The organism is Brevundimonas sp. SS2672 (assembly GCF_059579685.1).
The window spans coordinates 3,128,582-3,150,440 of record NZ_CM184201.1 but is presented as its reverse complement, the minus strand read 5'-3'; the positions used below and the strand labels follow the sequence as shown (position 1 = coordinate 3,150,440).

Below are 21,859 nucleotides of genomic sequence, written 5' to 3'. Positions count from 1 at the left end.
CGCGGTAGGCCCTCTTAAATTACGCCTTCTTCACGAACTCCGTGCGCAGGACCAGTCCGCGCACCTTTTCGACATTGGCTTCGATTTCTTCGGGGTCGCCGGTCAGGCGGATGTTCTTGACCATCGTCCCGCGCTTCAGCGTCACCCCGCCCGAGCCCTTGACCTTCAGGTCCTTGATCAGGGTCACGCTGTCGCCGTCCGACAGGATGTTGCCGTTGGTGTCCTTGGTGACGTCGTCGCTCATGATCGGTCCTGTCTGAAATGGAGAGAGGGCCGCCGCATCCGCGACGGCCCGTCCCCCATGGGCCTATTCGCCCTGACGGGCCTGGGCAAGGGCGATGCGCGCCTGAAGGTGCTCGTCCTGGGCCGTAGCGGCGGAAATGGCGTTGAAACGCTCGATGTCGAGACCCGAATTCTGGATAGCGGCGGCCATCTGGGCCTGCTGCTCCTCATTCGGCTGTGCGCCGTTCAGGGCGCGGGCGATGCCCGAGATCTCCGCCATGGCGACAGCGAACTGACCGGCTTCCGCATCGGTGACGCCGGCGCCGACCGAGCCCGGCGCGGACGGGGCGGCGCCGGCCACGGCGGCGCGCGCCTGCAGCACCGGATCGGCCGAGATGGCGGCCGAAATGGCGTTGAAGCGCTCGACGGCCAGGCCCGAGTTCTGCACGGCGCCGGCCATCTGGGCCTGCTGCTCCTCGGTGGGCGTTCCGTTCTGGACGGAGGCGGCCACGCTCTGGACCGTCTTCATGGCGGCGGCGAACTGGGCCAGTTCGGCGTCGGTGGGATCCCCGGCTGCGGCTGGCGCAGCGGCGGGCGCCGGTTCAGCGGCGTCCTGCGCCAGAGCGGGCGCGGCGGTCAGGAACAGGGCGGCCAGAATGGCGGTCGGGGCGGCGGCCGTTGCAAAACGCATGGCGTATCCTTCTTCAATCCCGAACGCTCAGCCCTAGGCTGACCCGGACAGGTCCGGGCTCTCCCGCACGACCGGGGTGTGTCAGGCTCACAGGGGGCGGGGAGAAGAAAACGCTACCCCGTCGGGTGCGGATGCGTAAACCCCAGACCCGTCGTTTCAACCATCAGGGGTATTGGCGTCCAGTTCGTCCAGCCACACCCGCGCCGAGGAATCCGACGGCGCCCGCCAGTCGCCGCGCGGCGACAGCGACCCGCCCGTGACCACCTTCGGCCCGTTCGGCACGGCCGAGCGCTTGAACTGGCTGGTCTGGAAGAAGCGGATCAGGAACTTCCGCAGCCACCCCTTGATGGTCGCCAGGTCGTAGGCGACGCGCTCGCCCTCCGGCAGGCCGACCGGCCAGGCGCCCGTCGCTGCATCGCCCCAGGCCTGATGCGCCAGATAGGCCACCTTCGACGGCTTCAGGCCGAAGCGGCTGATATAGAACAGGAAGAAGTCGTTCAGCGCATAGGGGCCGACGATGCTCTGCGTCGACTGGATCGCCCCGTCGGCGCCCGCCGGCACCAGCTCGGGCGAGATCTCGGTAGCCAAAATGGCGTGCAGGGTCGGAACCGCCGCCTCCCCCACCAGGCCGCGCTCGGCCACCCAGCGGATCAGATGCTGGATCAGGGTCTTCGCCACCCCGCCGTTGACGTTGTAGTGGCTCATGTGGTCGCCGACGCCATAGGTGCACCAGCCTAGCGCCAGTTCCGACAGGTCGCCGGTGCCGAGCACGAAGCCGTGGTTCTGATTGGCCAGACGGAACAGATAGTCGGTGCGCAGGCCCGCCTGGACGTTCTCGAAGGTGATGTCATGCACCGGCTTCCCGTCCGCGAAGGCGTGGCCGATGTCGCGCAGCATCTGTTCGGCGGCGGGGCGGATGTCGATCTCGGCCCCCGTCACGCCCAGCGCTTTCATCAGCGCCCAAGCGTTGGATTTGGTGCCGTCGGAGGTGGCGAACCCCGGCATGGTGAAGGCCAGGATGCCGCTGCGCGGCAGCTCCAACCGATCGAAGGCGCGGCAGGCCACCAGCAGGGCCTGGGTCGAATCCAGCCCGCCCGAGACGCCGATCACCAGCGTCTTCGACCCCGTCGCCGTCATCCGCCGCATCAGGCCCTGAACCTGGATATTGAAGGCCTCGAAGCAATCCTGATCCAGACGCGCGCCGTCGTCCGGCACGAAGGGGAAGCGGTCCAGCGGACGGATCAGGGCGTCGGTCGGCCCCTCCCCCGCCTCGAACGGAACCACGGTCGCGGCCTCGCCTTCCAGCCGGGCGCAGTCGGCGAAGGTGCCGTTGCGCAGACGGTCCAGCCCGATGCGGTCCACGTCCACGTCGGCGACCATCAGATGGCTGTGCAGGGCGAAGCGCTCGCCCTCGGCCAGCCGCGCGCCCAGTTCATGAATGGTCGCCTGACCATCCCACGCCAGATCGGTCGTGCTCTCGCCCCAGCCCGAGGCGGCGAAGACATAAGCCGACAGGGTGCGCGCCGACTGGCTGGCGCACAGCAGGGCGCGTTCGTCCGCCTTGCCGATGACGATGTTGGAGGCTGACAGGTTGCACAGGATGCGCGCGCCTGCGAGCGCCGCCCGCGTCGACGGCGGCTGCGGTGCCCAGAAGTCCTCGCAGATCTCGACCGCGAAGACAAAGCCGGGGCGGTTCGTCGCCTCGAAGATCAGGCCCGGCGCGAAATCGACGCTCGTGCCGTTCAGCAAGACGGCGTCCTCGCTGCGGCTGGCGGCGGGCGCGAACCAGCGCTTCTCATAATATTCGCGGTAGTTGGGCAGATAGGTCTTCGGGACCACGCCCAGCACCTCGCCCCCGCCCAGCACGACGGCGCAGTTGAACAGGGCGTCGCCGTTGCGGATCGGCGCGCCGATCACGGCGATCACGCCCGCCTCGTCCGCCACCTCGGCCAGATGCGCGATCTGGCGCTCGACCTCTTCCAGCAGGGCCGCCTGCATGTGCAGGTCGTCGATGGCGTAGGCGCTCAAGGACAGTTCGGGGAAGACCAGCAGGTCCGCGCCCGCCTCGCCCGCCTGACGGATCAGTTGTTCGTGCTCCTCGGCGTTGGCGGCCGGGTCAGCGACATGAACCACCGGGGTCGCGGCGGCGACGCGCACGAAGCCGTGGGCGCGCGGGGCGTGGAAGGGATGCGTCTTCGCCATCAATATTTCCGCTCATCCCGGCGGACGCCGGGATCCAGTGAGAGCCGCAGGCACTGACCCTACAGCCTACGGGATCAATATAGGGTTGCGCGATGAAGCCAAAGCATTGGATCCCGGCGTCCGCCGGGATGAGCGGGTGAAATGATCGCACGTGACCTGAGAACCGCCGTCGGCTAAGGCTCACCCCATGAGCGATACGCCCAAAAAAGGCTGGTTCCAGCGGCTGAGCCAAGGCCTGTCCCGGTCTTCGAAACAGATGACCGATCAGGTCGTCTCGACCTTCGTCAAGGAGCCCCTCTCGGAAGAGGCGCTGGAGCGGCTGGAGGAGCATCTGATCGAGAGCGATCTGGGCCCCGCCGCCTCGGCCCGCATCGTCGAGCGGTTCCGATCCTTACGTTTCGGCAAGACCTCCGACGAGCGCGAGGTCAAGGAGGCCCTGGCCGAAGCCGTGGCCGCCGAACTGACCCCGCGTCAGGCGACCTTCGATCCGCTGTCGGGGCCCAAGCCCTACGTCGTCCTGTTCGTCGGCGTGAACGGCTCAGGCAAGACAACGACCCTGGGCAAGATCGCCTCGGACCTGACGGCCAAGGGCGCCAAGGTGATGATCGTCGCCGGCGACACCTTCCGCGCCGCCGCCCGCGAGCAGCTCAAGGTCTGGGCCGACCGCGCGGGCGCCCATTTCGAAAGCCGCCGCGACGGCGCCGACGCCGCTGGGCTCGCCTTCGACGCCTTCACCAAGGCGAAGGAAGAGGGCTTCGACGTCGTGCTGATCGACACGGCCGGGCGGTTGCAGAACAAGTCGACCCTGATGGACGAACTGCTGAAGATCGTGCGCGTTCTGAAGAAGGTCGATGCGGACGCCCCGCACGAGACCCTGCTGGTGCTGGACGCCACCGTGGGCCGCAATGCGCTGGAGCAGGAAAAGATCTTCGGCCGCACCGCCTATGTCTCGGGCGTGGTGATGACCAAGCTGGACGGCACCGCGCGCGGCGGCGTCCTGGTGCCCGTGGCCCAGGCCTCGGACGCCCCGATCAAGCTGATCGGCGTCGGCGAGGGGGTCGAGGACCTGCAACCCTTCGACGCCCGCGCGTTTTCCCGATCCCTGGTCGGGCTTGAGGACTGATCCATGACTGAAGCGACCGAAACCAAGCGCCCGCAGTGGATTCGTCAGGCCGTCGACTTCGGCGCCCTGGTCGCCTTCATGGCCGCCTATTTCATCACCCGCGACATGATCAAGGCGACCTGGGTTCTGGTCATCGCCTCGATGATCGCCCTGGCGGTAGGCTTCATCCTGGAACGGCGCCTGGCGCCCATGCCGCTGATCACCGGCGGCTTCGCCCTGGTGTTCGGGATCCTGACCATCGTCACCGACGACGACCTGTTCGTGAAGCTGAAGCTGACGGTGCAGAACGGCCTGCTGGCCGCTGTCCTGCTGGGCTCGCTGCCGCTGAAGAAATACCCGTTCAAGGCCCTGCTGGGCTCGGCCATCAAGGTGACGGACGAGGCCTGGCGCAAGCTGACCTTCCGCTACGGCCTCTACTTCCTGGCCGTCGCCATCGCCAACGAAGTGTTCCGCAGCCCGACCGCCGTCACCGCCATCTGGTCGGCCTTGAACCTGGGGACGCCCGATCCCAACGGCGTCTGGACGGCCTTCCGCGGCGTGCTGTGGATCGCGGCCTCCATCTTCGGCCTGTCGCAGGTGCCGCTGATCCTGAAGAACATGACCAAGGACGAGGAACGCGGCCCCGTCTCCCCCGACACGGGCCTCTAGGCCAGAAGCGCGCAGCATAGCGCGACCTTGTCGACGTCCCGCCTATCGGGCCTCAAGTCGGGCGAAGCCCGATAGGCCCCAACAACGGCCTCAAGCAGCGCGAAGCGCGATAGGCCCCAGAATAAATGTCTTCAAACCGTCAGCGTTTGCGTCGTCAAAGCGTTAAGCCGGACTGTTAGCTGTCGCAGCATCATCCGGCCACGGCCGGTATCGGGCTGTTCGGGAACGAAGACGATGATCAAGTCGGGCAAGCAGGCGAAAATCAAGGGCGGGCTGGCGGAATCGCCCAGCCACCTCATGCACCGGGCGCTGCAGCTGGCGCTGGACATCTACGCCGAGGAAGCCGGGCCGGACGGCCTGACCCAGCGCCAGTTCGCCGTGCTGGAGGCCGTGGCCGCCCGCTCGGGCCTGACGCAGACCGACCTGGTCAAGGCCACCGGCATCGACCGCTCGACCCTGGCCGACCTGGTGGCGCGCATGACGACCAAGGGCCTGCTGGAGCGGGAACGCTCGACGCTCGACGCCCGCGCCAAGGCCGTGCGCCTGTCGCCCGCGGGCGAGGCCGCCTTGCTGGCCGCCCGCCCGCGCGTCGAGGCCGCCGACAAGCGGATCATGGGCCTGCTGCCCAAGTCCAAACGCGACAGCTTCCTGGACCTTTTGTGCAGCCTGTCCGACGCCGCCGACGCCGCCCCCGAGCAGGCCCGCGCCGAAATCAAGGCGGCGAAGAAGGCCGCCAAGGAAGCCAAGAAGGCGGAGAAGGCCGCGCGCAAAAGCGACGGCAAGGCCGACGGACGCGGCAAGAAGAAGAAAGAGGCGAGCCGGTCGTGGAGCAACCGCAGACCGACGATGCAGCCGACGCCGTCGTGGTCCCGCTCAAGGGCGCCGCTGAGAGCTAAGTTCTTCCCTTTCCGCTCATCCCGGCGGACGCCGGGATCCAGTAAGAACCACGCGCGCTACGGAAAAAGTCGGCTGGTCGGCTAGGGCGGAGATATTTGCAGCCAAAGCACTGGATCCCGGCGTCCGCCGGGATGAGCGGTAAATTCTGACCGCACCCTAAACCCGAATGTCGAGCAGGGAGCCGGGGCGTTGCAGGCGCGATGTCGGCGTCGCCTGTTCGACCGGCGCAGAAACCGCCGCAGCGGGTCGCGCCGCCTCCTCGGACGCAACCGGCGCCGCCAGCCCCATGGCCTGGCGGAAGAAGGCCGACTGGGCCGTTCTCACGGCATGGGCCGCACCGCCCGCCTGGGGCGGAAAGGCCGGCCGCTCGGACGAAATGGCGGACATGGCATGAGGATGCCCGCGCTTCGTCTAGATATGGTTAACGCACGATTCACCCTGTTTCGGGCGATCGCCTCAGCGCGCGGGGGCGTTCAGAGCGTCGGTCAGCGCCTTCAGGTCGGCGTCGGTCAGCACCGGCCCCGACGACTTGGCCACGATGGTTCCGAAGGCGTCGACGGCGAAGCTTTCCGGCACGCCTGACACGCCCAGGTCCAGCCCGGCCCGGCCCTCACGATCCACCAGCACCAGGCGGTAGGGGTCGCCCAGCTCCTGCAGGAAGGCGTCGGTGGCGACCGGATCGTCCTTGTAGGCCACACCGACCACCGCGACGCCCTGTTCCTTCAGCTTCATCAGCTGCGGATGCTCCAGACGGCACGGCGCGCACCAGCTGGCGAAGACATTGACGATCATCGGCTTGCCCACGCCCGCCGTCTTCAGGTCCAGCAGGTCGGCGCTCGCCTTGCCGTCGACCAGAATGGGCAGGACCGTCGTCTCCGGGATCGGCTGGCCGACCAGGGCGTCGGGGCGATAGGTCGGCCCGGCGGCGGGATCGCCCGCCATCCGGCCCATCTGGGTCATCAGAAAGACCGCCAGGGCGACCAGGACCACGATGGGAAGAAGAGCCAGCCAGCGCTTCATTTGCGCGCGGCCTCCAGCCGGGCCAGCTCGCGCTTCCAGCGGCGGGCCGCGATCAGGGCGCGGGCCGACAGGGCGGCCAGGACCACGGCGCTGATCCCCCAGGCGGGCCAGACGAAGGCGCCGTAGGGGCTCATGTCCAGATCAAGCACGAGGAAACTCCATCAGGCTTCCAGCGCCGCGCGGGCGCGAAGGGTCAGAACGCGGCGCCGCCGTACCTCGGTGCGGATCGACGTCAGCCAGATCGCCCCGAACAGCACCGCATAGGCCGCCATCATGGTAAGCAGCGCGGGCAGGAAGACCGGATCGACGCTGGTCCCGCCGGAGCGCAGCAGGGAGGCGGGCTGGTGCAGGGTGTTCCACCAGTCGACCGAGAATTTGACGATCGGCAGGTTGATCAGGCCGACCAGACCCAGCACCGCCGCCGCCCGCGCCGCCTTGGCTTCGTCGTCGATCGAGGCGCGCAGGGCCATGTAGCCGAGGTAGAAGAGGAACAGCACCAGCACGCTGGTCAGGCGCGCGTCCCACACCCACCACGTGCCCCACATCGGCTGGCCCCACAGGGAGCCGGTGACGAGCGCCAGCGCCGTGAAGGCCGCGCCCGGCACCGCCGCCGCCCGCGCCGCCGCATCGGCCAGCGGATGGCGGAACACCAGGGCGAAGAAGCTGGACACGCCCAGCGCCCCATAGGCCATCAGGCCCAGGCTAGCGGCCGGAACGTGAATGAACATGATGCGGACGGTGTCCCCCTGCTGATAATCGGCGGGCGCGGTGAAGCTGAACCAGGTCCCGAGCAGCAGCAGGCCGAGCGCGCAGATCCACAGCACCGGGACCAGGGGGCCGGTGAAGCGCATGAAGCGGTCGGGATTGGCGAGGCCGAACATGGTCCGCCGATTACGCGGCCCAGCGCCCCACGGCAAGCGGGCGCGGCGTCCGACCCTTTGTCGCGGCTCTTCTCTTTCTTTCCGTCATCCTCGGGCTTGTCCCGAGGACCCAGTGCGGAGCCATCCCTGTCGGTGAGCCGCTTTCACGCCTATGCTGGAACAGCCTGTCGTCCCGCATCGCCGGACCATGGGCCCTCGGGACAAGCCCGAGGGTGACGATGTTGGAGCCCCGCGCCTCCTAAAGGCTCAGGCCGTGCCGGGCCGCCAGGTCCTTCAGCCCGACCATCGGGCGCGGACCCCAGTGGCCGATGACCTCCGACGCCGCCAGCGAGCCCAGCGCCCCGGCCTGGGCCAGGCCGAGGCCGCGCGACAGGCCCAGCAGCACGCCTGCGGCGTACTGATCGCCGGCGCCGGTGGTGTCGACGACCTTCTCGACCGGATAGGCTTCGACCTCGACCCGCTCGGCTCCGCGGAACAGCACCGAACCGGCGCCGCCGCGCGTTACGGCCGCCACCTCGACGATGCGGCCCAGGTGGGCGGCGCCGTAGTCGAAATTCTCGGTCTCGAACAGGGCGTGCAGCTCGGCCTCATTGGCCAGGACGATGTCCGCCGAGGTCTCGATGAACTCCAGCAGCTCGGCGCGCCAGCGATGCACGACGAAGCTGTCCGACAGGGTGATGGCGACCTTGCGGCCCGCCGCATGGGCGGCGGCGGCGGCGGCCTCGAAGGCGGCGCGGGCCGGAGCCGGATCGAACAGATAGCCTTCCAGATAGACGATGGCGCTGTCGCCGATGACGGCGGCGTCGACGTCCGCCGTAGTCAGCTGGTTGGCGGCGCCCAGGAAGGTGCACATGGTGCGCTGGCCGTCCGGCGTGACGTTGATCAGGCAACGGCCGGTGCCGAAACCCTTGCCGGCGCCGTCGTCCAGCGCGGGGGTGTCGAAGTGGACGCCGACGGCGCGGATGTCGTGGCTGAAGACCTCGCCCAGCGTATCCTTGGCCACCTTGCCGATATAGGCCGCGCGGCCGCCGAACGAGCCGACGCCCGCCACGGTGTTGCCCGCCGAACCGCCGGACGCCTCGACCCCCGCCGCCATGGCGTCATACAGGGCCGCGCTCTGATCCTCGTCGACCAGTTGCATCGAGCCGGGAACCAGGCCCTTGGCCTCCAGGAAGGCCGGTTCGCACGGCGCCAGGACGTCGACGATGGCGTTGCCCAGGGCGCAGACGTCGAAGCGGGCGTTTTGGGCGAAGGCGGGCAGGGCTTGGGTCATGCGCGCCCCATAGCGGGCGAGGCGGCCGCGCGCCAGTGCGCCGGCCTCGCCGTCGTGCGAAAAGCGGCCCTTCACGCCGATCGGACGGCGGCCTAAAGCCGTCGGACCTGTTGCAGACGGCCCTCGTCGGGCCTTTCGGAGCCGCGCCATGACCGACGTCGCCGTCCTGACCCCCGATCCGGCCGATCCTACCTATTCGACCCTGTGGCCCGGCGTGCTGGACCGGCTGGGCGAGGCGCTGGCGACGGCGGGGATAACGGCCCGCCCCACCCCATGGACCGACCATGTCGAGAACGCCCGCGCCCTGATGGACTATCCGCTGGTCCTGCCCCTGCTGGTCTGGGGCTATCATCAGGATCACGACCGCTGGCTCCAGGCCTGCACGACCTGGGCCGAGGCGGGCGCGCCCCTGGCCAATCCGGCCGAGACCCTGCGCTGGAACGCCGACAAGCGCTATCTGGCCCGCCTGTCGGAAAAGGGCGTCGCCGTCCCGCAGACGATCTTCGCCGACCACGTCGACGCTGCGGTTCTGGAAGCCGCCTTCGCCGCGACCGGCGCCGAAGCCCTGATCGTCAAGCCGACCGTCTCGGGCGGCGCCTGGCGCACCCTGCGGGTGACGGCGGGCGATCCGCTGGACATGGCCCTGGCTGACGCCCCCGTCGGCGGCACGATGATCCAGCCCTACCTCAAGGCCATCGAGACGGAGGGCGAGACCTCCCTGCTTTATTTCGGCGGCGAGCTGAGCCATGTGGTGAACAAGCGCCCCGGCGCGGCGGGGGAGTTCCGCATCCAGACCCAGTACGGCGGCCGCTATCAGGCGCTGGACGTCGCGCCGCAGGGCGCGCTGGATCTGGCCGAGCGCACCCTGGCCGCCATCGGCGAGGACCTGCTCTACGCCCGCATCGACATGACGCTGAACGCCGACGGCGACTGGGTGCTGATGGAGGCGGAACTGATCGAGCCGGACTTCTACCTGGCCGCCGCGCCGCAGGCGGGCGCCCGCTTCGGCCAGGCGGTGCGAGCCCGACTGGAGCGCTAGGCGCCCGCTCGCTCCTTCTCTCCTTCGTCATCCTCTGGCCGAGCGAAGCTCGGACCAGGGGAGGCGCCGAAGGCGACCTTCCCGCGAGCGTCGCTTCTGCCTCTTTCGCGCTCACGCGCGCCGCTGGGTCCACCGGTCTCGCTCCGCTCGCCGGAGGATGACGAAAGAGGAAGAAGGCGCCCTCACACCCCCATGAAGCTGGCGCGCGACGGGCACAGGTCGGAGATCACGCAGGCGCCGCATTTCGGCCGCTGCGCCAGACAGGTGTAGCGGCCGTGCAGGATCAGCCAGTGGTGCGCCTTGGGCAGCCAGGCCTCGGGCACCACCTGGTGCAGTTGCGCCTCCACCTTGTCCGGCGTCGCCGCATTGGCCAGCCCCAGCCGATGCGAGACGCGGAAGACGTGGGTGTCCACCGCAATGGCCGGCTCGATCCCCAGTTCGTTCAGCACCACGCTGGCGGTCTTGCGCCCCACGCCCGGCAGGGCCTGCAGGTCGGCGCGGTTCAGCGGAACCTCGCCGCCGTGCTTCTCGACCAGCATCCGCGCGGCGGCGATGACGTTCTTCGCCTTGGTGCGATACAGGCCGATGGAGGCGATCAGGGGGATCAGCCCCTCCTCGCCCAGGGCCAGCATCTTCTGCGGCGTGTCGGCGATGGCGAACAGGGCCTTGGTCGCCTTGTTCACCCCTACGTCCGTCGCCTGAGCCGACAGGGCGACCGCCACCACCAGGGTGTAGGGATTGACGAAGTCCAGCTCGGTCTTCGGATCGGGCATGACGCCCGACAGACGGACGAAGATCTCCTCCACCCGGTCCTCGTCCGGCGGCCAACGGATGATCGCCCCCACGGGCGCCGTCTTCGGCTGGCGCGAGCGCTTGCCTGGGGGCGGAGTCAGAGCGGCCTTCTGAACGGCCTTCTTCTGGCGGGAGGCGGATTTCAACGGAGCCATGCCTCCGCTTCGCCTTCCGCGGGCGCGTCGTCAACGGGGGACGATCCGCTTGACGCCAGGGCCGCCTTCGCACAAGCCCGGACTGAGGGACAGGGGAAGACGGCCATGATCCAGTTTTCGCGCGCGCTGATAGGGGCGGTCTTTTTGGCGACAGCCGCGTCGGCGTCGGCCCAGACGCCCCCTGTCGACAATCGGATCATCGCCTATCATGGCGCGGTCCTGATCGACGGCACGGGTGCCGCGCCGCGTAACGGAACCACCATCCTCGTCCAGGGCGAGCGCATCCTGGCGATCCAGCCGGACGCCGACGCCACGCCTCAGGGGGCCGAACGGATCGATGTCTCCGGCCTTCATGTTCTGCCGGGTCTGATCGACAGCCATGTGCATATCGCCACGCCGCCGAACGCAGAGGAGGCGCACGCCCACATGCGGCGCTGGCTCTACTCAGGCGTCACCGCCGTGCGCGGCATGGCGGACGACCTGCGCTCCGTCGGCGAATTGGCGCGCCAGGCGCGGGTGGGAGAGGTTCCGTCGCCCGACATCTATTACGCAGCCCTCATGGCGGGCGAAGGCTTCTTCAACGACCCGCGCACCCAGGCGGTGACGGCGGGCGAGATTCCCGGCCAGACGCCCTGGATGCAGGCGATCACCACCGAGACGGACCTGCCCCTAGCCGTCGCCATGGCGCGCGGAACCTCAGCGTCCGGGATCAAGATCTACGCCGACCTGCCGGCCGAACGCATCGCCGCGGTCACGGCCGAAGCCCATCGCCAGGGCGTTCCGGTGTGGACCCACGCCATGGTCTATCCGGCGACGCCGCAGGAGGTGATCGACGCTCGCCCCGACGTCATGTCCCACGCCTGCATCCTGGCCCATCAGGCTCAGGCGCCGGCCGACCGTCCCCAGAGCTACGCCAGCCGCACGCCGATCGACCGCGCTCCCTTCCTGAACGGCGACAATCCCGTGGTGCAGGGCCTGCTGAACCAGATGCGCGACAAGGGGATCATCCTGGACGCCACCGTCTGGGTCTACGCCGATCAGGATCGCGCCATCGCCGACCGGCCGGGCGCCCGCCAGCCCATCTGCTCCGGCCCCATGGTCTTCGCCCTGACCCGACAGGCCTATCGCACCGGCGTCGCCATCGCCGCCGGCACGGACGGCGAGACGCCGGACGTCGATCCCTGGCCCGCCTTGCTTGAGGAGATGGAGTTGCTGCAGAACGCCGTCGGCATGACGCCGGGCGATGTCATCGTCGCCGCCACCGCCACCGCCGCCCGCGCCCTGAATCAGGAGGCCGATATGGGGACGCTGGCGCCGGGCAAGCTGGCCAATATGATCTTCGTGGCCGGCGACCCGTCCGCCGACGTGGCCAATCTGCGCCGCCTGGTCCTCACGGTGAAACGGGGGCGGCGTTTCGACCGCGCCGATTTCACCCCGGCTCAGGATTAGGCCCCCAACCTGCGACCTTTTTACGCAGTTCGCCCTTGTATTCTGGACATCGCCGTCCATTTTACGCCCCGAAATCGAAGCGAGCTGTCTCCTCCATGGCCCTCCCCGCCCCGCTCAAGAAGCGCCTGCCCCTGATCGTCGCCGGCGTGGTCGGCGTGGGCCTCATCGTCGGGGGGCTCGTCTGGTGGCAGGGCAAGCAGCGCTGGGAGGGCACCGACAACGCCTTCGTCCAGGCCGACACCGTGGCCGTCAGCCCGCGCATCGGCGGCGAGGTGGTCGAAGTCCTGGTCAAGGACAACCAGCGCGTCGAGGCGGGCCAGGTTCTGGTCCGACTGGATGATGCGGACGCCCGCGCCGCCCTGGCCCAGGCCGAAGCCAATCTGGCGGCCCTGACCGCCGCCGTGGCCAATGTCGACGCCCGCGCCCAGCAGGAGCAGGCGACCATCGCCGCCCGCGCCGCCGCCGTGACCCAGGCCCAGGCCCAGGCGAACCTGGCCCGCGCCGAGGTCGACCGCTACGGCAAGCTGGCCGATCAGGGCTGGGTGTCGCAGCAGCGCATCGAGACCCAGCGCGCCACGGCCGAGACCGCCCGCGCCTCGGTCGCCCAGGCCCAGGCCGACCTGACCGCCCAACAGCGCACCGCCGCCGTCCTCGGCTCGACGCGCGAACAGAGCGTGGCCGCCGTCGAACAGGCCCGCGCCCTGGTCGATCAGGCCAGACTGACCCTGGACCGCACCCTGATCCGCGCCCCCGTGGCCGGCGTCGTCGGCGCGCGCGGCGTGCGCATCGGACAGGTGGTGCAGGCAGGCGGCCCCCTGATGTCGGTGGTGCCGCTGCAGGACGTCTATGTCGTCGCCAACTTCAAGGAGACCCAGGTCGGACGGATGCGGCTGGGCCAGGAGGTCGAGATCAAGGCCGACGCCTTCCCCGGTCGGTCGCTGCACGGCCGTATCGACAGCTTCGCCCCGGCCACCGGCTCGGAATTCGCCCTGATCCCGGTCGAGAACGCCACCGGCAACTTCACCAAGATCACCCAGCGCGTGCCCGTTCGCATCGTCGTCCAGCGCGACGCCTCGGGCCGCCCCATCGTCCTGCGGCCCGGCCTGTCGGTCGAGGTCAAGGTCGACCTGAAGAGCCAGGGCGGCGCCGCCTTCGCCGAGGCCCATCCGGGCGAGACGGCCCTGGCTATGGCCGCCAATGCGAGCCTCGCCCGGTGACGGACGCCGCGGCTCCCCCCGCGCCAGCCTCTGCGGCGGGGCCCGCCGCCCCCGCGATCAACTGGACCGCCCTGCTGCTCGGCTTCGCCGGCATGGTCATCGGCCAGTTCATGGCCATTCTCGACATCCAGATCGTCGCCGCCTCCCTGCCGCAGATTCAGGCGGGCGTCGGCGCCTCGGCCGATGAGATCAGCTGGATCCAGACCGCCTATCTGATCCCCGAGGTCGTGATGATCCCCCTGTCGGGCTATCTGTCGCGGCTGTGGGGGACGCGGATCGTCTTCATGGCCTCCTGCACCGGCTTCCTGATCATGAGCGTGATGGTCGGGCTGTCGTCGTCGATCGAGATGATGATCCTGTTCCGCGCCCTTCAGGGGTTCGTCGGCGGAGCCATGATTCCCACCGTCTTCGCCGTCGCCTTCACCGCCTTCCCGCCCGAGCGGCGCGTGACCGCCAGCGTCATCATGGGGCTGATCGTCACCCTGGCCCCGACCGTCGGCCCGACCCTGGGCGGGCATCTAACCGAGCAGTTGAGCTGGCACTGGCTGTTCTTCATCAACGTCTTCCCCGGCGTGATCGTCCTGTTCCTGGTCGGGCGCTACGCCCATTTCGACAAGGGCGACGCCAGCCTGGCCAAGGGGTTCGACTGGTGGGGCCTGGGCCTGATGGCCGCCTTCCTGATGAGCCTGCAGTTCGTGCTGGAGGAAGGCGCCAAGGAAAACTGGTTCGAGGACGACAACATCCTGCTGCTCAGCGTCATCGCCGCGATCTGCGGCCCGGCCTTCATCTGGCGCTCGCTGACCTACCGCAATCCGATCGTGGAGTTGCGCGCCTTCGGCAACCGCAACTTCGTGGTGGGGGTGCTGATGACCTTCATCGTCGGCGCGGCCCTGTTCGGCGGCACCTTCCTGTTGCCGCTGTTTCTCGGCCGGGTGCGCGAGTATTCGGCGGCCGAGGTCGGCACCACCATGATCGTGTCGGGCCTGGCCATGTTCGCCACCGCCCCCTTCGCCGGGCGGCTGGTGCGGCTGGTCGACGCCCGCATCCTGATGTTCGTCGGCTTCATCCTGGCGGCCTGGGGCATGTGGGACGCCCGCCTGGTCACCGACGAATGGGGGTTCTGGGAATTCGCCGGCGTCCAGGCCATGCGCGGCTGCGGCGTCATGATCGCCATGATCGCTTCGCAGCAGGTGACGATGGCCACCCTGCCGCCGCACATGGTCAAGAACGCCTCGGGCCTGGTCAATCTGGCCCGCAACGTCGGCGGCGCCTTCGGCCTGGCCACGCTGAACACCGCCCTGACCCACAACACCGCCCTGCACATGGTCGAACTGACCAGCGCCATCGACCAGACCCATCAGGGGATGCGCGCCATGATCGCCGGCCTGACCGAGCGCTTCTCGGGCTCGATCGACCCCCAGGCCTCCGCGATGAAGGCCGTGTACGGCCTGTTGCAGAAGCAGGCGACGACGATGGCCTTCGGCGACGCCTTCGCCCTGCTGGCCGTCGGCTGCGCCTGCGCGGCCTTCCTGACCCTGTTGTCCCAACCGGTGAAGAGCGTCCCTTCGCCCGAAGCCTCCGAGATTCACTGATGCCCCGCGCCCTCGGCCAGATCGACGAATACAAGAGCCGCGCCATCCTGCGCGCCGCCGCCGAACTGTTCAGGGAGAAGGGAGCCAAGGTCTCCATGGCCGAGGTCGCGCGGCGCGCCGGCGTGTCCAAACAGACCCTCTACAACCGCTACCCGACCAAGACGGCCATCGCCCGCGACCTGGCGGCGCAACGCTCCGAGGAGACCGTCGCCCCGCTCGCCTCGAACCTGGATGTCGAAACCGCCCTGGCGGCCCTGGCCGAGACCCTGATCCGTCGCGTCTGCATCGAGGGCCGCGGCGTCGCCCTGCGCGGCATGGCCCTGGCCTCGCCGGAGGCCCCTGAGCTGGCGCGCGCCGTCTATGACGCCGGTCCCGGCCAGAACCTGCGCCGCCTGGCCGTCTGGCTGGAGGAGCAGGACCGCCTGGGCCGCCTGTCCACGCCCGATCCCGTCGTCGCCGCCGAGATGTTCACCGGCATGGTCCTGGGCCACGGCCACCTGCGCTCGGTCCTGGGCCTGCCCCATCCCGCGATCGACGACATCCCCGCCCGCGCCCGCGAGGCCGCCCGGCGTTTCGTCCGCGCCTTCGCGCCGGAATAGACGCGCGCCCAAGTTGGCCCTGGGGGCGGATCAGCGTAAAGCCGCCCCCCAATCCCCTCACCTTCCGTCCGCCGGAGCTTTTCCATGCTGATCCACCTGTCGTCCTGGCCCGAGATCGACGCGCGCCTGAAGTCCGGCGCCCTGCTGTCCAAGACGGTGATCGTGCCGATCGGCTCGAACGAACAGCATGGACCGACCGGCCTGCTGGGCACCGACTGGCTGTGCCCCGAGATCATCGCCCACGCGGCGGAGAAGGGCGACGACAGCCTGGTGGTCACGCCGACCTTCAACATCGGCATGGCCCAGCACCACCTGGCGTTTCCCGGCACCATCACCCTGCGCCCGTCGACCTTCATGGCGGCGATCGCCGACTGGGTGTCGTCGCTGACGCGCCACGGCTTCGAGCGCATCTATTTCCTCAACGGCCACGGCGGCAACGTCGCCACCATCGAGGCCGCCTTCGCCGAGATCTACGCCGACTGGTCCTTCACGCCCGAGCCCTGGGCCGAGCGCCCGCCCTTCGTGCTGAAGCTGCGCAACTGGTGGGATCTGCCGGGCGTGCAGAAGCTGTGCGAGGACATCTTCCCGACGGGCCACGGCAGCCACGCCACCCCGTCCGAGATCGCCGTGACCCAGGCCGGCTATCCCGACCGGATCAAGACCGCCGCCTATGAGCCGAAGATCGCCCCCTTCGGCCCGATCCGCGACGCCAACGACTATCGCGCCCGCTTCCCCGACGGCCGCATCGGCTCGGACCCAGCCCAGGCCACCCCGGAAAAGGGCCAGCGCATCATCGACGCCGCCGTTCCGGCCCTGATCCGCGACCTGACCGACTTCGCGCAAGAAGTCTTGCCGGTCGCCTGAAACCAGCCCAGGGTCTGCATATGAGCCCCATGCAGAAGACGGCCCGCAGCGCCCTGCGCAACGCCCAGGCCGGTCAGGAACTGGCCCAGGCCTCGGCCGCCGTCATCTCGCGGCGGTTCGAGATCATGGGCGAGGCCCTGGCCGATCCCCTGCGCGCCGACCACGCCGAACTGAGCCGCATGGGCGCGGAGAAGGTCGAGGCCATGACGGCCTCGGCCGGGGCCGCCTGCGCCGGCGCGCTGGACCTGGCCGAACGCGCCGGGCGTCTGGCCGCGCGCGAGGGGGCAGAGGCCGCCGACTGCCTAACCAAACTGGCCCGCGCCGACACGCCCTTCGCCTTCGCCGCCGCCCAGACGGACTGGGCCATGGGCGCCTGGAGCCGGGCGATGCACGACGGCTGGTCCTTCTACGGCGCGGCGCTGAAAGCGCAGGGGCGCGCCCTGGCCCCCGTCCACGCCACGGCCACGGCCAATGCGCGACGCCTGAAGCGCTGACCTCGCGCGGGCGTGATGGAACGCCCGGCACTGTCGCCGGATTGCCTTTGCATCCATGTGAAGGAGACGGCGATGGCCGAGAAAGACCCGAAAGAGCCCTACCCCGGCATGATGGGCGACGGCACCGAGGAGCAAAACCTCAACCAGCCCGGCACCCCCTCCAAGCGGATCACCGAGGAAGAGGTCGACGAAGCCTTCACCAAGGATCCCAAGCTGGTCCCGAAGAAATAGGCGGGACGCGGCTTCCACCCGCCGTTTCCCTGCCGTCATCCTCGGGCTTGACCCGAGGATCCAGCTTTCGGCTCTGCTTCGTTCAAGGTGGCGGCGAAGGCGTTTCAAATGGATGCCCGTCGCGCGAGGCCTCTGGATCCTCGGGTCAAGCCCGAGGATGACGGCAAGTTGGAGCGCGCGATGAGGGCGCGACCATCCCGCCCTCACGCCGTGCGGATGACCCCGCCCCTGGCCTCGACCGGCCAGGGCGTCAGCTTGCCGCCCGCGCAGGGTCCGGCGACGCAGGCGCCCGACAGGGGCTCGAACGCCGCCCCGTGCCAGCCGCACAAAATCAGCGACCCGTCCGGCGTCAGATAGCGGTCCAGCTCCACCGCGATGGGAAAGCCCGCATGCGGGCAGCGATCCACCCAGCCCGCGACCTGGCCGTCCTTCTTCACCACGAAGCCGTGGAAGAAGGCTTCGCCGATCTGCAGCACGAAGCCGCGCGAGCCGGGATCGGCGATGTCCGCCTCCAGACACAGGGCCACGTTCGGCGGCGTCTTCCAGACCCGCTTGCGCTCCTGCTTCTCGGCCGCCCGACCCTCTTGCGCCACTATTCGCGCTCGGGCTTCAGCGGGCGGCTCATCAGGCTCTCAATCGCCTGATCCACCGTCAGCTCGCCCGCCAGCACCGCCGCCGTCGCCTCGCAGATCGGCGTGTCGACGCCCAGCTTGCGCGTCAGTTCGCGCACGGCCGGCGCGCTCTCATAGCCCTCGGCCACCGAGCGCTTGCCTTCCAGCGCCTGCTCGACGCTGAGGCCCTGACCCAGAGCCAGGCCCAGGCTCATGTTGCGCGACTGCGGGCTGGAGCAGGTCAGCACCAGATCGCCCAGGCCGCACAGGCCCGCCACCGTCTCGGCCTTGCCGCCCAGGGCCGTGGCCACGCGGACGATCTCGGCGAAACCGCGGGTGATGACCGCGGCGTGGGCGCTGCGGCCCAGCTCGCGCCCTTCGACGATGCCGCAGGCGATGGCCAGGACGTTCTTCAGCGCCCCGCCCGTCTCGGCCCCGATCAGGTCGTCGGCGTAGTAGGGCCGGAACACCGGCCCCGACAGGGCGCCCGCCAGGGCCTCGGCCATGGCCGCGTCGGCGCAGGCCAGGGTCACGGCGCTGGGCAGGCCGCGCGCCACCTCGGCGGCGAAGCTCGGCCCCGACAGTACGGCGGCCGTGGCCGAGGGAATCGTCTCGGCCAGCACATCGGTCATCAGCTTCAGCGAGCCGCGCTCGATACCCTTGGAGCACAGGATGATGGGCAGACCCGGCCGGGCGTAGGGCGCGAAGGCCTGCAACGTCGCGCGCATGTGCTGGGCGGGCGGCACGGCCAGGATCAGGTCGCAGTCAGCCAGGTCCGCCAGATCCGAGGTGACGTTGATGGCCGAATCCAGCTCGACGCCGGGCAGGAAGGCGTCGTTCATCCGACGCGCGCGGATGCTCTCGATCACCTCGGGCTCGCGCGCCTGCAGGACGACGGCCAGACCCGCCGCCGCCGCGCTCTGCGCCAGGGCCGTGCCCCAGGCGCCGCCGCCAATTACGCCTGCCGTATGGAATTCCATGTCTTCTCCGGTCCCCCGACCCCCGCCGAGAGCCAGGCCGCTTAAGCCTTGGCGCCCTTGCGGCCCGTTTTCTTGTGCACAGGATCAACGCTGGCGCGCGTCTCGTCCAGAGGCCATCGCGGCCGGGCGGCGACATCGATGTCCGACGTCAGCCCTTTTTCCAGCCGCTCGGCCCCCGCCAAGGCGATCATCGCCGCATTGTCGGTGCAATAGGCCATCGGCGGCGCCAGGAAGGCGAAGCCGTGCTTCGTCGCCAGATCCTCCAGCGTCCGCCGGATCGTCTTGTTGGCGGCCACGCCTCCAGCCACCACAAAGAGGCGATGCTCATGCGCCTCGGCGTAATCCTTCATCGCCCGCTCGGAGCGTTCGGCCAGCTGGCGCGCGATCGCCTTCTGCACCGCATCGGCCAGGTCGGCCCGATCCTGCTCCGTCTCGCAGGTCTGGGCCAGTCGCGACGCCGCCGTCTTCAGCCCCGAGAAGGAGAAGTCGCAGTCCTTCCGCCCCAACAACGCTCTCGGCAGCTCAAAGCGCGACCCGTCGCCGGACGCCGCCAGCTTCTCCAGCGCAGGTCCGCCCGGATAGCCCAGGCCCATGGCCTTAGCGATCTTGTCGAAAGCCTCGCCCGCCGCGTCGTCGATGGTCGTGCCGAGCCGGCTCATGTCGCCGATGCCGCGCACCTCCAGCAGCTGGCAATGCCCGCCCGAGACCAGCAGCAGCAGGAAGGGATAGGACGTCTCCGCTCCCAGCCGCGCCGACACCGCATGGCCTTCCAGATGGTTGACGGCGATCAGCGGCAGCCCCCGCGCCAGCGCCGCCGCCTTGCCATAGGACAGGCCCACCATGACCCCGCCGACCAGGCCTGGCCCCGCCGTCGCCGCCACGCCGTCCAGCGCGCTCCAGTCCAGCCCGGCCTCGGCCATGGCCCGGCGCGTCACGCCGTCGATCATCTCCACATGGCTGCGGGCGGCGATTTCCGGCACCACCCCGCCATAGGCCGCATGGTCGTCGATCTGGCTGTGGATGACGCTGGACAGCACCTCGGCGCCCGCCGCCGACAGCCGCACCACCGAGGCGGCGGTCTCGTCGCAGCTGGTCTCCAGGCCCAGCACGGTCAAACCGTCCGACCCGCGTTCGGTTGCCCCGTCCGTCGCCCTGCTATAGTCCGCGTCCATCTTCATCGGGCGGAGTTAGCGACCCGCCCCCTCTTTCGCAACGGCGACCCGACTTGACTGAACCCCTTCTGCGCATCGGTACGCGGCGTTCGCGCCTGGCCCTGGCCCAGTCCGGCATGATGCAGCGCGCCATCGGCCGCGCCCTGGGCGTGCCCGACGCCGAGGTCGAAACCCTTGTTCCTCTGGTCGAGATCGTCACCACCGGCGACCGCATCCAGGACCGCCGCCTGCTGGAAGTCGGCGGCAAGGCCCTGTTCACCAAGGAGATCGAGGAAGCCCTGCTCGACGGCCGCGTCGACGTCGCCGTCCACTCGATGAAGGACGTCCCCGCCGAACAGCCGCCCGGCCTGGCCATCGCCGCCGTGCCCGAGCGCGAAGACCCCCGCGACGCCTTCATCAGCGACCATTACGCGACCTTCGCCGACCTGCCGCAGGGCGCCCGCTTCGGCACCGCCTCCCTGCGCCGACAGGCGCAGGCGCTGACCCTGCGCCCCGACCTGAACATCGAAATGCTGCGCGGCAACGTCGACACCCGGCTGAAGCGACTGCGCGACGGCGACTTCGACGCTATCCTGCTGGCCTGTTCGGGCCTCAACCGTCTCGGCCTCGGCGAGGTGATCCGTCAGCGCCTGCCGCTGGACGCCTTCCTGCCCGCGCCGGGCCAGGGCGCCCTGGCCCTGCAGACGCGCGAGGGCGACGTCGACGCCGCCTGGACCCGCGCCCTGAACCACGCCCCCACCGCCCTCGCCGTCGCCGCCGAGCGCGGGGCGATGGCGGCGCTGGAAGGCTCCTGCCGCACCGCCATCGGCGCCTACGCCCACATTGAGGGCGATCGCCTGCACCTCAGCACCGAAATGCTCAGCCCTGATGGCGCGAACCGCTGGACCCGCTCAGGCGATATCGCCGCAGACGCCGATGCCGCAGACGCCCGCGCCTTGGGCCTCGACCTCGGCGGTCAGGTCCAGGCCGTCGCCGGCGACCAGAAGATCGCGCTCTAGGGCCATGACGCCGATCCGCCGCGTCTGGGTCACGCGCGCCGAGCCGGGCGCCGCCCGCACGGCGGACCGGCTGACAGCGCTGGGCTTCACCCCGCTCGTCGCGCCCCTGTTGACGCTGGCGCCCCTGCCCAGCGCCCTCGACGCCGTCCCTTCGCCCGACGCCGTCGCCGTCCTCGCCCTGACCAGCCCCAACGGCGTCGAAGCCTTCGCCCCACTGATCCCGCGCTTTCGCGATCACCCCGTCTTCGCCGTCGGCGACGCCACGGCCGAGGCCGCCCGAGCGGCAGGCTTCGCCGACGTCCGCTCGGCCTCCGGCGACATCCACGCCCTGGCCCGCCTGATCGCGTCCGAAGCCCCGGCCGGCCCCCTGCTGGCGCCCGGCGCGCGCGAACCGGCGGGCGACCTGCCCGCCCTGCTGCCGGACCGCCCGGTCCAGCGCCTGCCCGTCTACGCCGCCGTGGAGACCCACGCGCCCGCGCCCGAACCCTTTGACGCCATCATGCTCCACTCGCCCCGCGCCGCCCGGGCGCTGGCCGCCGATCTGCCGCGCGCCGCCTCATCCGGCCGCATCGCCATCTGCATCTCCGAAGCCGCCGCCACGCCCCTGCATTCGTTCGATTTCGCCGAAATCCGCATCGCCGCCGCCCCCGATGAACCGGCGATGCTATCGGCTCTTGGCAAGGCCGCCGCGCCCGTATAAAGAGCCCTC

Annotated in this window: 25 protein-coding genes; 13 read left to right on the top strand and 12 right to left on the bottom strand. The window is 69.8% G+C overall.

Features of this window, described 5'->3' with window-relative positions; translation table 11 throughout:
* Positions 1–19: 19 nt before the first annotated feature.
* From AC52GN_RS15810 to AC52GN_RS15800, 3 genes are all read right to left on the bottom strand, one after another.
* Complete coding sequence (locus AC52GN_RS15810) at positions 20–244, bottom strand: alkylphosphonate utilization protein (RefSeq protein WP_024354307.1); 225 nt, start codon at positions 242–244, stop codon at positions 20–22.
* Positions 245–307: 63 nt separating this feature from the next.
* Complete coding sequence (locus AC52GN_RS15805) at positions 308–913, bottom strand: DUF4168 domain-containing protein (RefSeq protein ID WP_496527697.1); 606 nt, start codon at positions 911–913, stop codon at positions 308–310.
* A 156-nt stretch (positions 914–1,069) separates the two neighbouring features.
* Complete coding sequence (locus tag AC52GN_RS15800; protein ID WP_496527696.1) at positions 1,070–3,115, bottom strand: NAD(+) synthase; 2,046 nt, start codon at positions 3,113–3,115, stop codon at positions 1,070–1,072.
* Positions 3,116–3,302: 187 nt separating this feature from the next.
* Here AC52GN_RS15800 and ftsY point away from each other — a divergent pair, with 187 nt between their 5' ends.
* The 3 genes from ftsY (at position 3,303) to AC52GN_RS15785 (ending at position 5,867) form a co-directional block, all read left to right on the top strand.
* On the top strand, positions 3,303–4,238 hold the full coding sequence (ftsY, locus tag AC52GN_RS15795) for a signal recognition particle-docking protein FtsY (protein WP_496527695.1): 936 nt from the start codon (positions 3,303–3,305) through the stop codon (positions 4,236–4,238).
* 3 nt (positions 4,239–4,241) lie between these two features.
* Positions 4,242–4,886 (top strand): inner membrane-spanning protein YciB, encoded by a 645-nt coding sequence (locus AC52GN_RS15790; RefSeq protein WP_343829958.1) that lies wholly within the window; start codon positions 4,242–4,244, stop codon positions 4,884–4,886.
* 234 nt (positions 4,887–5,120) lie between these two features.
* Entirely contained in the window at positions 5,121–5,867 is a 747-nt protein-coding gene (locus tag AC52GN_RS15785; protein ID WP_496527694.1) for a MarR family winged helix-turn-helix transcriptional regulator, read from the top strand.
* Positions 5,868–5,939: 72 nt separating this feature from the next.
* On the opposite strand, the gene AC52GN_RS15780 is transcribed toward AC52GN_RS15785, so the two are convergent.
* The 5 genes from AC52GN_RS15780 to AC52GN_RS15760 all read right to left on the bottom strand — a co-directional run bounded on the left by AC52GN_RS15780 (position 5,940) and on the right by AC52GN_RS15760 (position 8,957).
* Positions 5,940–6,170, bottom strand: a complete 231-nt coding sequence (locus AC52GN_RS15780) for a hypothetical protein (RefSeq protein ID WP_496527693.1) — start codon at positions 6,168–6,170, stop codon at positions 5,940–5,942.
* 69 nt (positions 6,171–6,239) lie between these two features.
* Positions 6,240–6,803 (bottom strand): DsbE family thiol:disulfide interchange protein, encoded by a 564-nt coding sequence (locus AC52GN_RS15775; protein ID WP_496527692.1) that lies wholly within the window; start codon positions 6,801–6,803, stop codon positions 6,240–6,242.
* On the bottom strand, positions 6,800–6,952 hold the full coding sequence (gene ccmD / locus AC52GN_RS15770; protein ID WP_003166605.1) for a heme exporter protein CcmD: 153 nt from the start codon (positions 6,950–6,952) through the stop codon (positions 6,800–6,802). Before ccmD ends, AC52GN_RS15775 begins: the two co-directional genes overlap by 4 nt.
* Before the next feature lie 12 nt (positions 6,953–6,964).
* Positions 6,965–7,684 carry a heme ABC transporter permease CcmC gene (gene ccmC / locus AC52GN_RS15765; protein ID WP_415288697.1) on the bottom strand — a complete coding sequence of 240 codons (720 nt, stop codon included), beginning with the start codon at positions 7,682–7,684 and terminating at the stop codon, positions 6,965–6,967.
* A 238-nt stretch (positions 7,685–7,922) separates the two neighbouring features.
* Positions 7,923–8,957, bottom strand: a complete 1,035-nt coding sequence (locus AC52GN_RS15760) for an adenosine kinase (protein WP_496527691.1) — start codon at positions 8,955–8,957, stop codon at positions 7,923–7,925.
* 148 nt (positions 8,958–9,105) lie between these two features.
* On the opposite strand from AC52GN_RS15760, the gene AC52GN_RS15755 reads away from it, so the two are divergent.
* A complete protein-coding gene (locus tag AC52GN_RS15755) occupies positions 9,106–9,996 on the top strand; it encodes an ATP-grasp domain-containing protein (RefSeq protein WP_496527690.1) in 891 nt (296 codons plus the stop codon).
* Positions 9,997–10,178: 182 nt separating this feature from the next.
* Here the strand turns inward: AC52GN_RS15755 and nth are convergent, their stop codons facing one another.
* On the bottom strand, positions 10,179–10,943 hold the full coding sequence (gene nth / locus AC52GN_RS15750; protein ID WP_496527689.1) for an endonuclease III: 765 nt from the start codon (positions 10,941–10,943) through the stop codon (positions 10,179–10,181).
* Positions 10,944–11,048: 105 nt separating this feature from the next.
* Between nth and AC52GN_RS15745 the strand changes: the two genes are divergently transcribed.
* From AC52GN_RS15745 to AC52GN_RS15715, 7 genes are all read left to right on the top strand, one after another.
* Positions 11,049–12,392 (top strand): amidohydrolase family protein, encoded by a 1,344-nt coding sequence (locus tag AC52GN_RS15745; RefSeq protein WP_496527688.1) that lies wholly within the window; start codon positions 11,049–11,051, stop codon positions 12,390–12,392.
* A 95-nt stretch (positions 12,393–12,487) separates the two neighbouring features.
* Positions 12,488–13,609, top strand: a complete 1,122-nt coding sequence (locus AC52GN_RS15740; RefSeq protein ID WP_346519198.1) for an HlyD family secretion protein — start codon at positions 12,488–12,490, stop codon at positions 13,607–13,609.
* The gene (locus tag AC52GN_RS15735) at positions 13,606–15,201 is read left to right on the top strand and encodes a DHA2 family efflux MFS transporter permease subunit (RefSeq protein ID WP_346485418.1); all 1,596 of its coding nucleotides are present in this window, start codon (positions 13,606–13,608) and stop codon (positions 15,199–15,201) included. Before AC52GN_RS15740 ends, AC52GN_RS15735 begins: the two co-directional genes overlap by 4 nt.
* Complete coding sequence (locus tag AC52GN_RS15730; protein ID WP_496527687.1) at positions 15,201–15,800, top strand: TetR/AcrR family transcriptional regulator; 600 nt, start codon at positions 15,201–15,203, stop codon at positions 15,798–15,800. Before AC52GN_RS15735 ends, AC52GN_RS15730 begins: the two co-directional genes overlap by 1 nt.
* An 84-nt stretch (positions 15,801–15,884) precedes the next feature.
* Positions 15,885–16,664: a creatininase family protein gene (locus AC52GN_RS15725; protein WP_338577575.1), complete on the top strand. Its 780-nt coding sequence runs from the start codon at positions 15,885–15,887 to the stop codon at positions 16,662–16,664.
* 29 nt (positions 16,665–16,693) lie between these two features.
* Positions 16,694–17,158, top strand: coding sequence for a phasin family protein (locus AC52GN_RS15720; protein WP_291780298.1), 465 nt, complete (start codon positions 16,694–16,696; stop codon positions 17,156–17,158).
* Between the two features lie 72 nt (positions 17,159–17,230).
* The gene (locus AC52GN_RS15715; RefSeq protein WP_496527686.1) at positions 17,231–17,389 is read left to right on the top strand and encodes a hypothetical protein; all 159 of its coding nucleotides are present in this window, start codon (positions 17,231–17,233) and stop codon (positions 17,387–17,389) included.
* A 203-nt stretch (positions 17,390–17,592) separates the two neighbouring features.
* Here AC52GN_RS15715 and AC52GN_RS15710 read toward each other — a convergent pair whose 3' ends face one another.
* From AC52GN_RS15710 to tsaD, 3 genes are read right to left on the bottom strand one after another with little or no spacing between them, the layout of a single operon-like run.
* Positions 17,593–17,982 (bottom strand): Rieske (2Fe-2S) protein, encoded by a 390-nt coding sequence (locus AC52GN_RS15710; protein WP_496527685.1) that lies wholly within the window; start codon positions 17,980–17,982, stop codon positions 17,593–17,595.
* Positions 17,982–18,980, bottom strand: coding sequence for an NAD(P)H-dependent glycerol-3-phosphate dehydrogenase (locus AC52GN_RS15705; protein ID WP_496527684.1), 999 nt, complete (start codon positions 18,978–18,980; stop codon positions 17,982–17,984). Before AC52GN_RS15705 ends, AC52GN_RS15710 begins: the two co-directional genes overlap by 1 nt.
* 41 nt (positions 18,981–19,021) lie before the next feature.
* Positions 19,022–20,152 (bottom strand): tRNA (adenosine(37)-N6)-threonylcarbamoyltransferase complex transferase subunit TsaD, encoded by a 1,131-nt coding sequence (tsaD, locus tag AC52GN_RS15700; protein WP_496527683.1) that lies wholly within the window; start codon positions 20,150–20,152, stop codon positions 19,022–19,024.
* A 53-nt stretch (positions 20,153–20,205) separates the two neighbouring features.
* Here tsaD and hemC point away from each other — a divergent pair, with 53 nt between their 5' ends.
* Together hemC and AC52GN_RS15690 are read left to right on the top strand one after the other, a co-directional pair.
* Positions 20,206–21,150, top strand: coding sequence for a hydroxymethylbilane synthase (gene hemC / locus AC52GN_RS15695; protein ID WP_496527682.1), 945 nt, complete (start codon positions 20,206–20,208; stop codon positions 21,148–21,150).
* A gap of 4 nt (positions 21,151–21,154) precedes the next feature.
* A complete protein-coding gene (locus AC52GN_RS15690; protein ID WP_496527681.1) occupies positions 21,155–21,850 on the top strand; it encodes a uroporphyrinogen-III synthase in 696 nt (231 codons plus the stop codon).
* Positions 21,851–21,859 lie beyond the last annotated feature (9 nt).

Coding starts and splice junctions, on each gene's coding strand:
- AC52GN_RS15780 (WP_496527693.1), bottom strand. CDS start 6,170: ATGTCCGCCATTTCGTCCGAGCGGCCGGCCTTTCCGCCCCAGGCGGGC.
- AC52GN_RS15730 (WP_496527687.1), top strand. CDS start 15,201: ATGCCCCGCGCCCTCGGCCAGATCGACGAATACAAGAGCCGCGCCATC.
- ftsY (WP_496527695.1), top strand. CDS start 3,303: ATGAGCGATACGCCCAAAAAAGGCTGGTTCCAGCGGCTGAGCCAAGGC.
- ccmC (WP_415288697.1), bottom strand. CDS start 7,684: ATGTTCGGCCTCGCCAATCCCGACCGCTTCATGCGCTTCACCGGCCCC.
- nth (WP_496527689.1), bottom strand. CDS start 10,943: ATGGCTCCGTTGAAATCCGCCTCCCGCCAGAAGAAGGCCGTTCAGAAG.
- AC52GN_RS15715 (WP_496527686.1), top strand. CDS start 17,231: ATGGCCGAGAAAGACCCGAAAGAGCCCTACCCCGGCATGATGGGCGAC.
- AC52GN_RS15705 (WP_496527684.1), bottom strand. CDS start 18,980: ATGGAATTCCATACGGCAGGCGTAATTGGCGGCGGCGCCTGGGGCACG.
- AC52GN_RS15805 (WP_496527697.1), bottom strand. CDS start 913: ATGCGTTTTGCAACGGCCGCCGCCCCGACCGCCATTCTGGCCGCCCTG.
- AC52GN_RS15740 (WP_346519198.1), top strand. CDS start 12,488: ATGGCCCTCCCCGCCCCGCTCAAGAAGCGCCTGCCCCTGATCGTCGCC.
- AC52GN_RS15790 (WP_343829958.1), top strand. CDS start 4,242: ATGACTGAAGCGACCGAAACCAAGCGCCCGCAGTGGATTCGTCAGGCC.
- AC52GN_RS15755 (WP_496527690.1), top strand. CDS start 9,106: ATGACCGACGTCGCCGTCCTGACCCCCGATCCGGCCGATCCTACCTAT.
- AC52GN_RS15725 (WP_338577575.1), top strand. CDS start 15,885: ATGCTGATCCACCTGTCGTCCTGGCCCGAGATCGACGCGCGCCTGAAG.
- AC52GN_RS15760 (WP_496527691.1), bottom strand. CDS start 8,957: ATGACCCAAGCCCTGCCCGCCTTCGCCCAAAACGCCCGCTTCGACGTC.
- AC52GN_RS15690 (WP_496527681.1), top strand. CDS start 21,155: ATGACGCCGATCCGCCGCGTCTGGGTCACGCGCGCCGAGCCGGGCGCC.
- tsaD (WP_496527683.1), bottom strand. CDS start 20,152: ATGGACGCGGACTATAGCAGGGCGACGGACGGGGCAACCGAACGCGGG.
- AC52GN_RS15800 (WP_496527696.1), bottom strand. CDS start 3,115: ATGGCGAAGACGCATCCCTTCCACGCCCCGCGCGCCCACGGCTTCGTG.
- AC52GN_RS15775 (WP_496527692.1), bottom strand. CDS start 6,803: ATGAAGCGCTGGCTGGCTCTTCTTCCCATCGTGGTCCTGGTCGCCCTG.
- AC52GN_RS15720 (WP_291780298.1), top strand. CDS start 16,694: ATGCAGAAGACGGCCCGCAGCGCCCTGCGCAACGCCCAGGCCGGTCAG.
- AC52GN_RS15810 (WP_024354307.1), bottom strand. CDS start 244: ATGAGCGACGACGTCACCAAGGACACCAACGGCAACATCCTGTCGGAC.
- AC52GN_RS15745 (WP_496527688.1), top strand. CDS start 11,049: ATGATCCAGTTTTCGCGCGCGCTGATAGGGGCGGTCTTTTTGGCGACA.
- AC52GN_RS15785 (WP_496527694.1), top strand. CDS start 5,121: ATGATCAAGTCGGGCAAGCAGGCGAAAATCAAGGGCGGGCTGGCGGAA.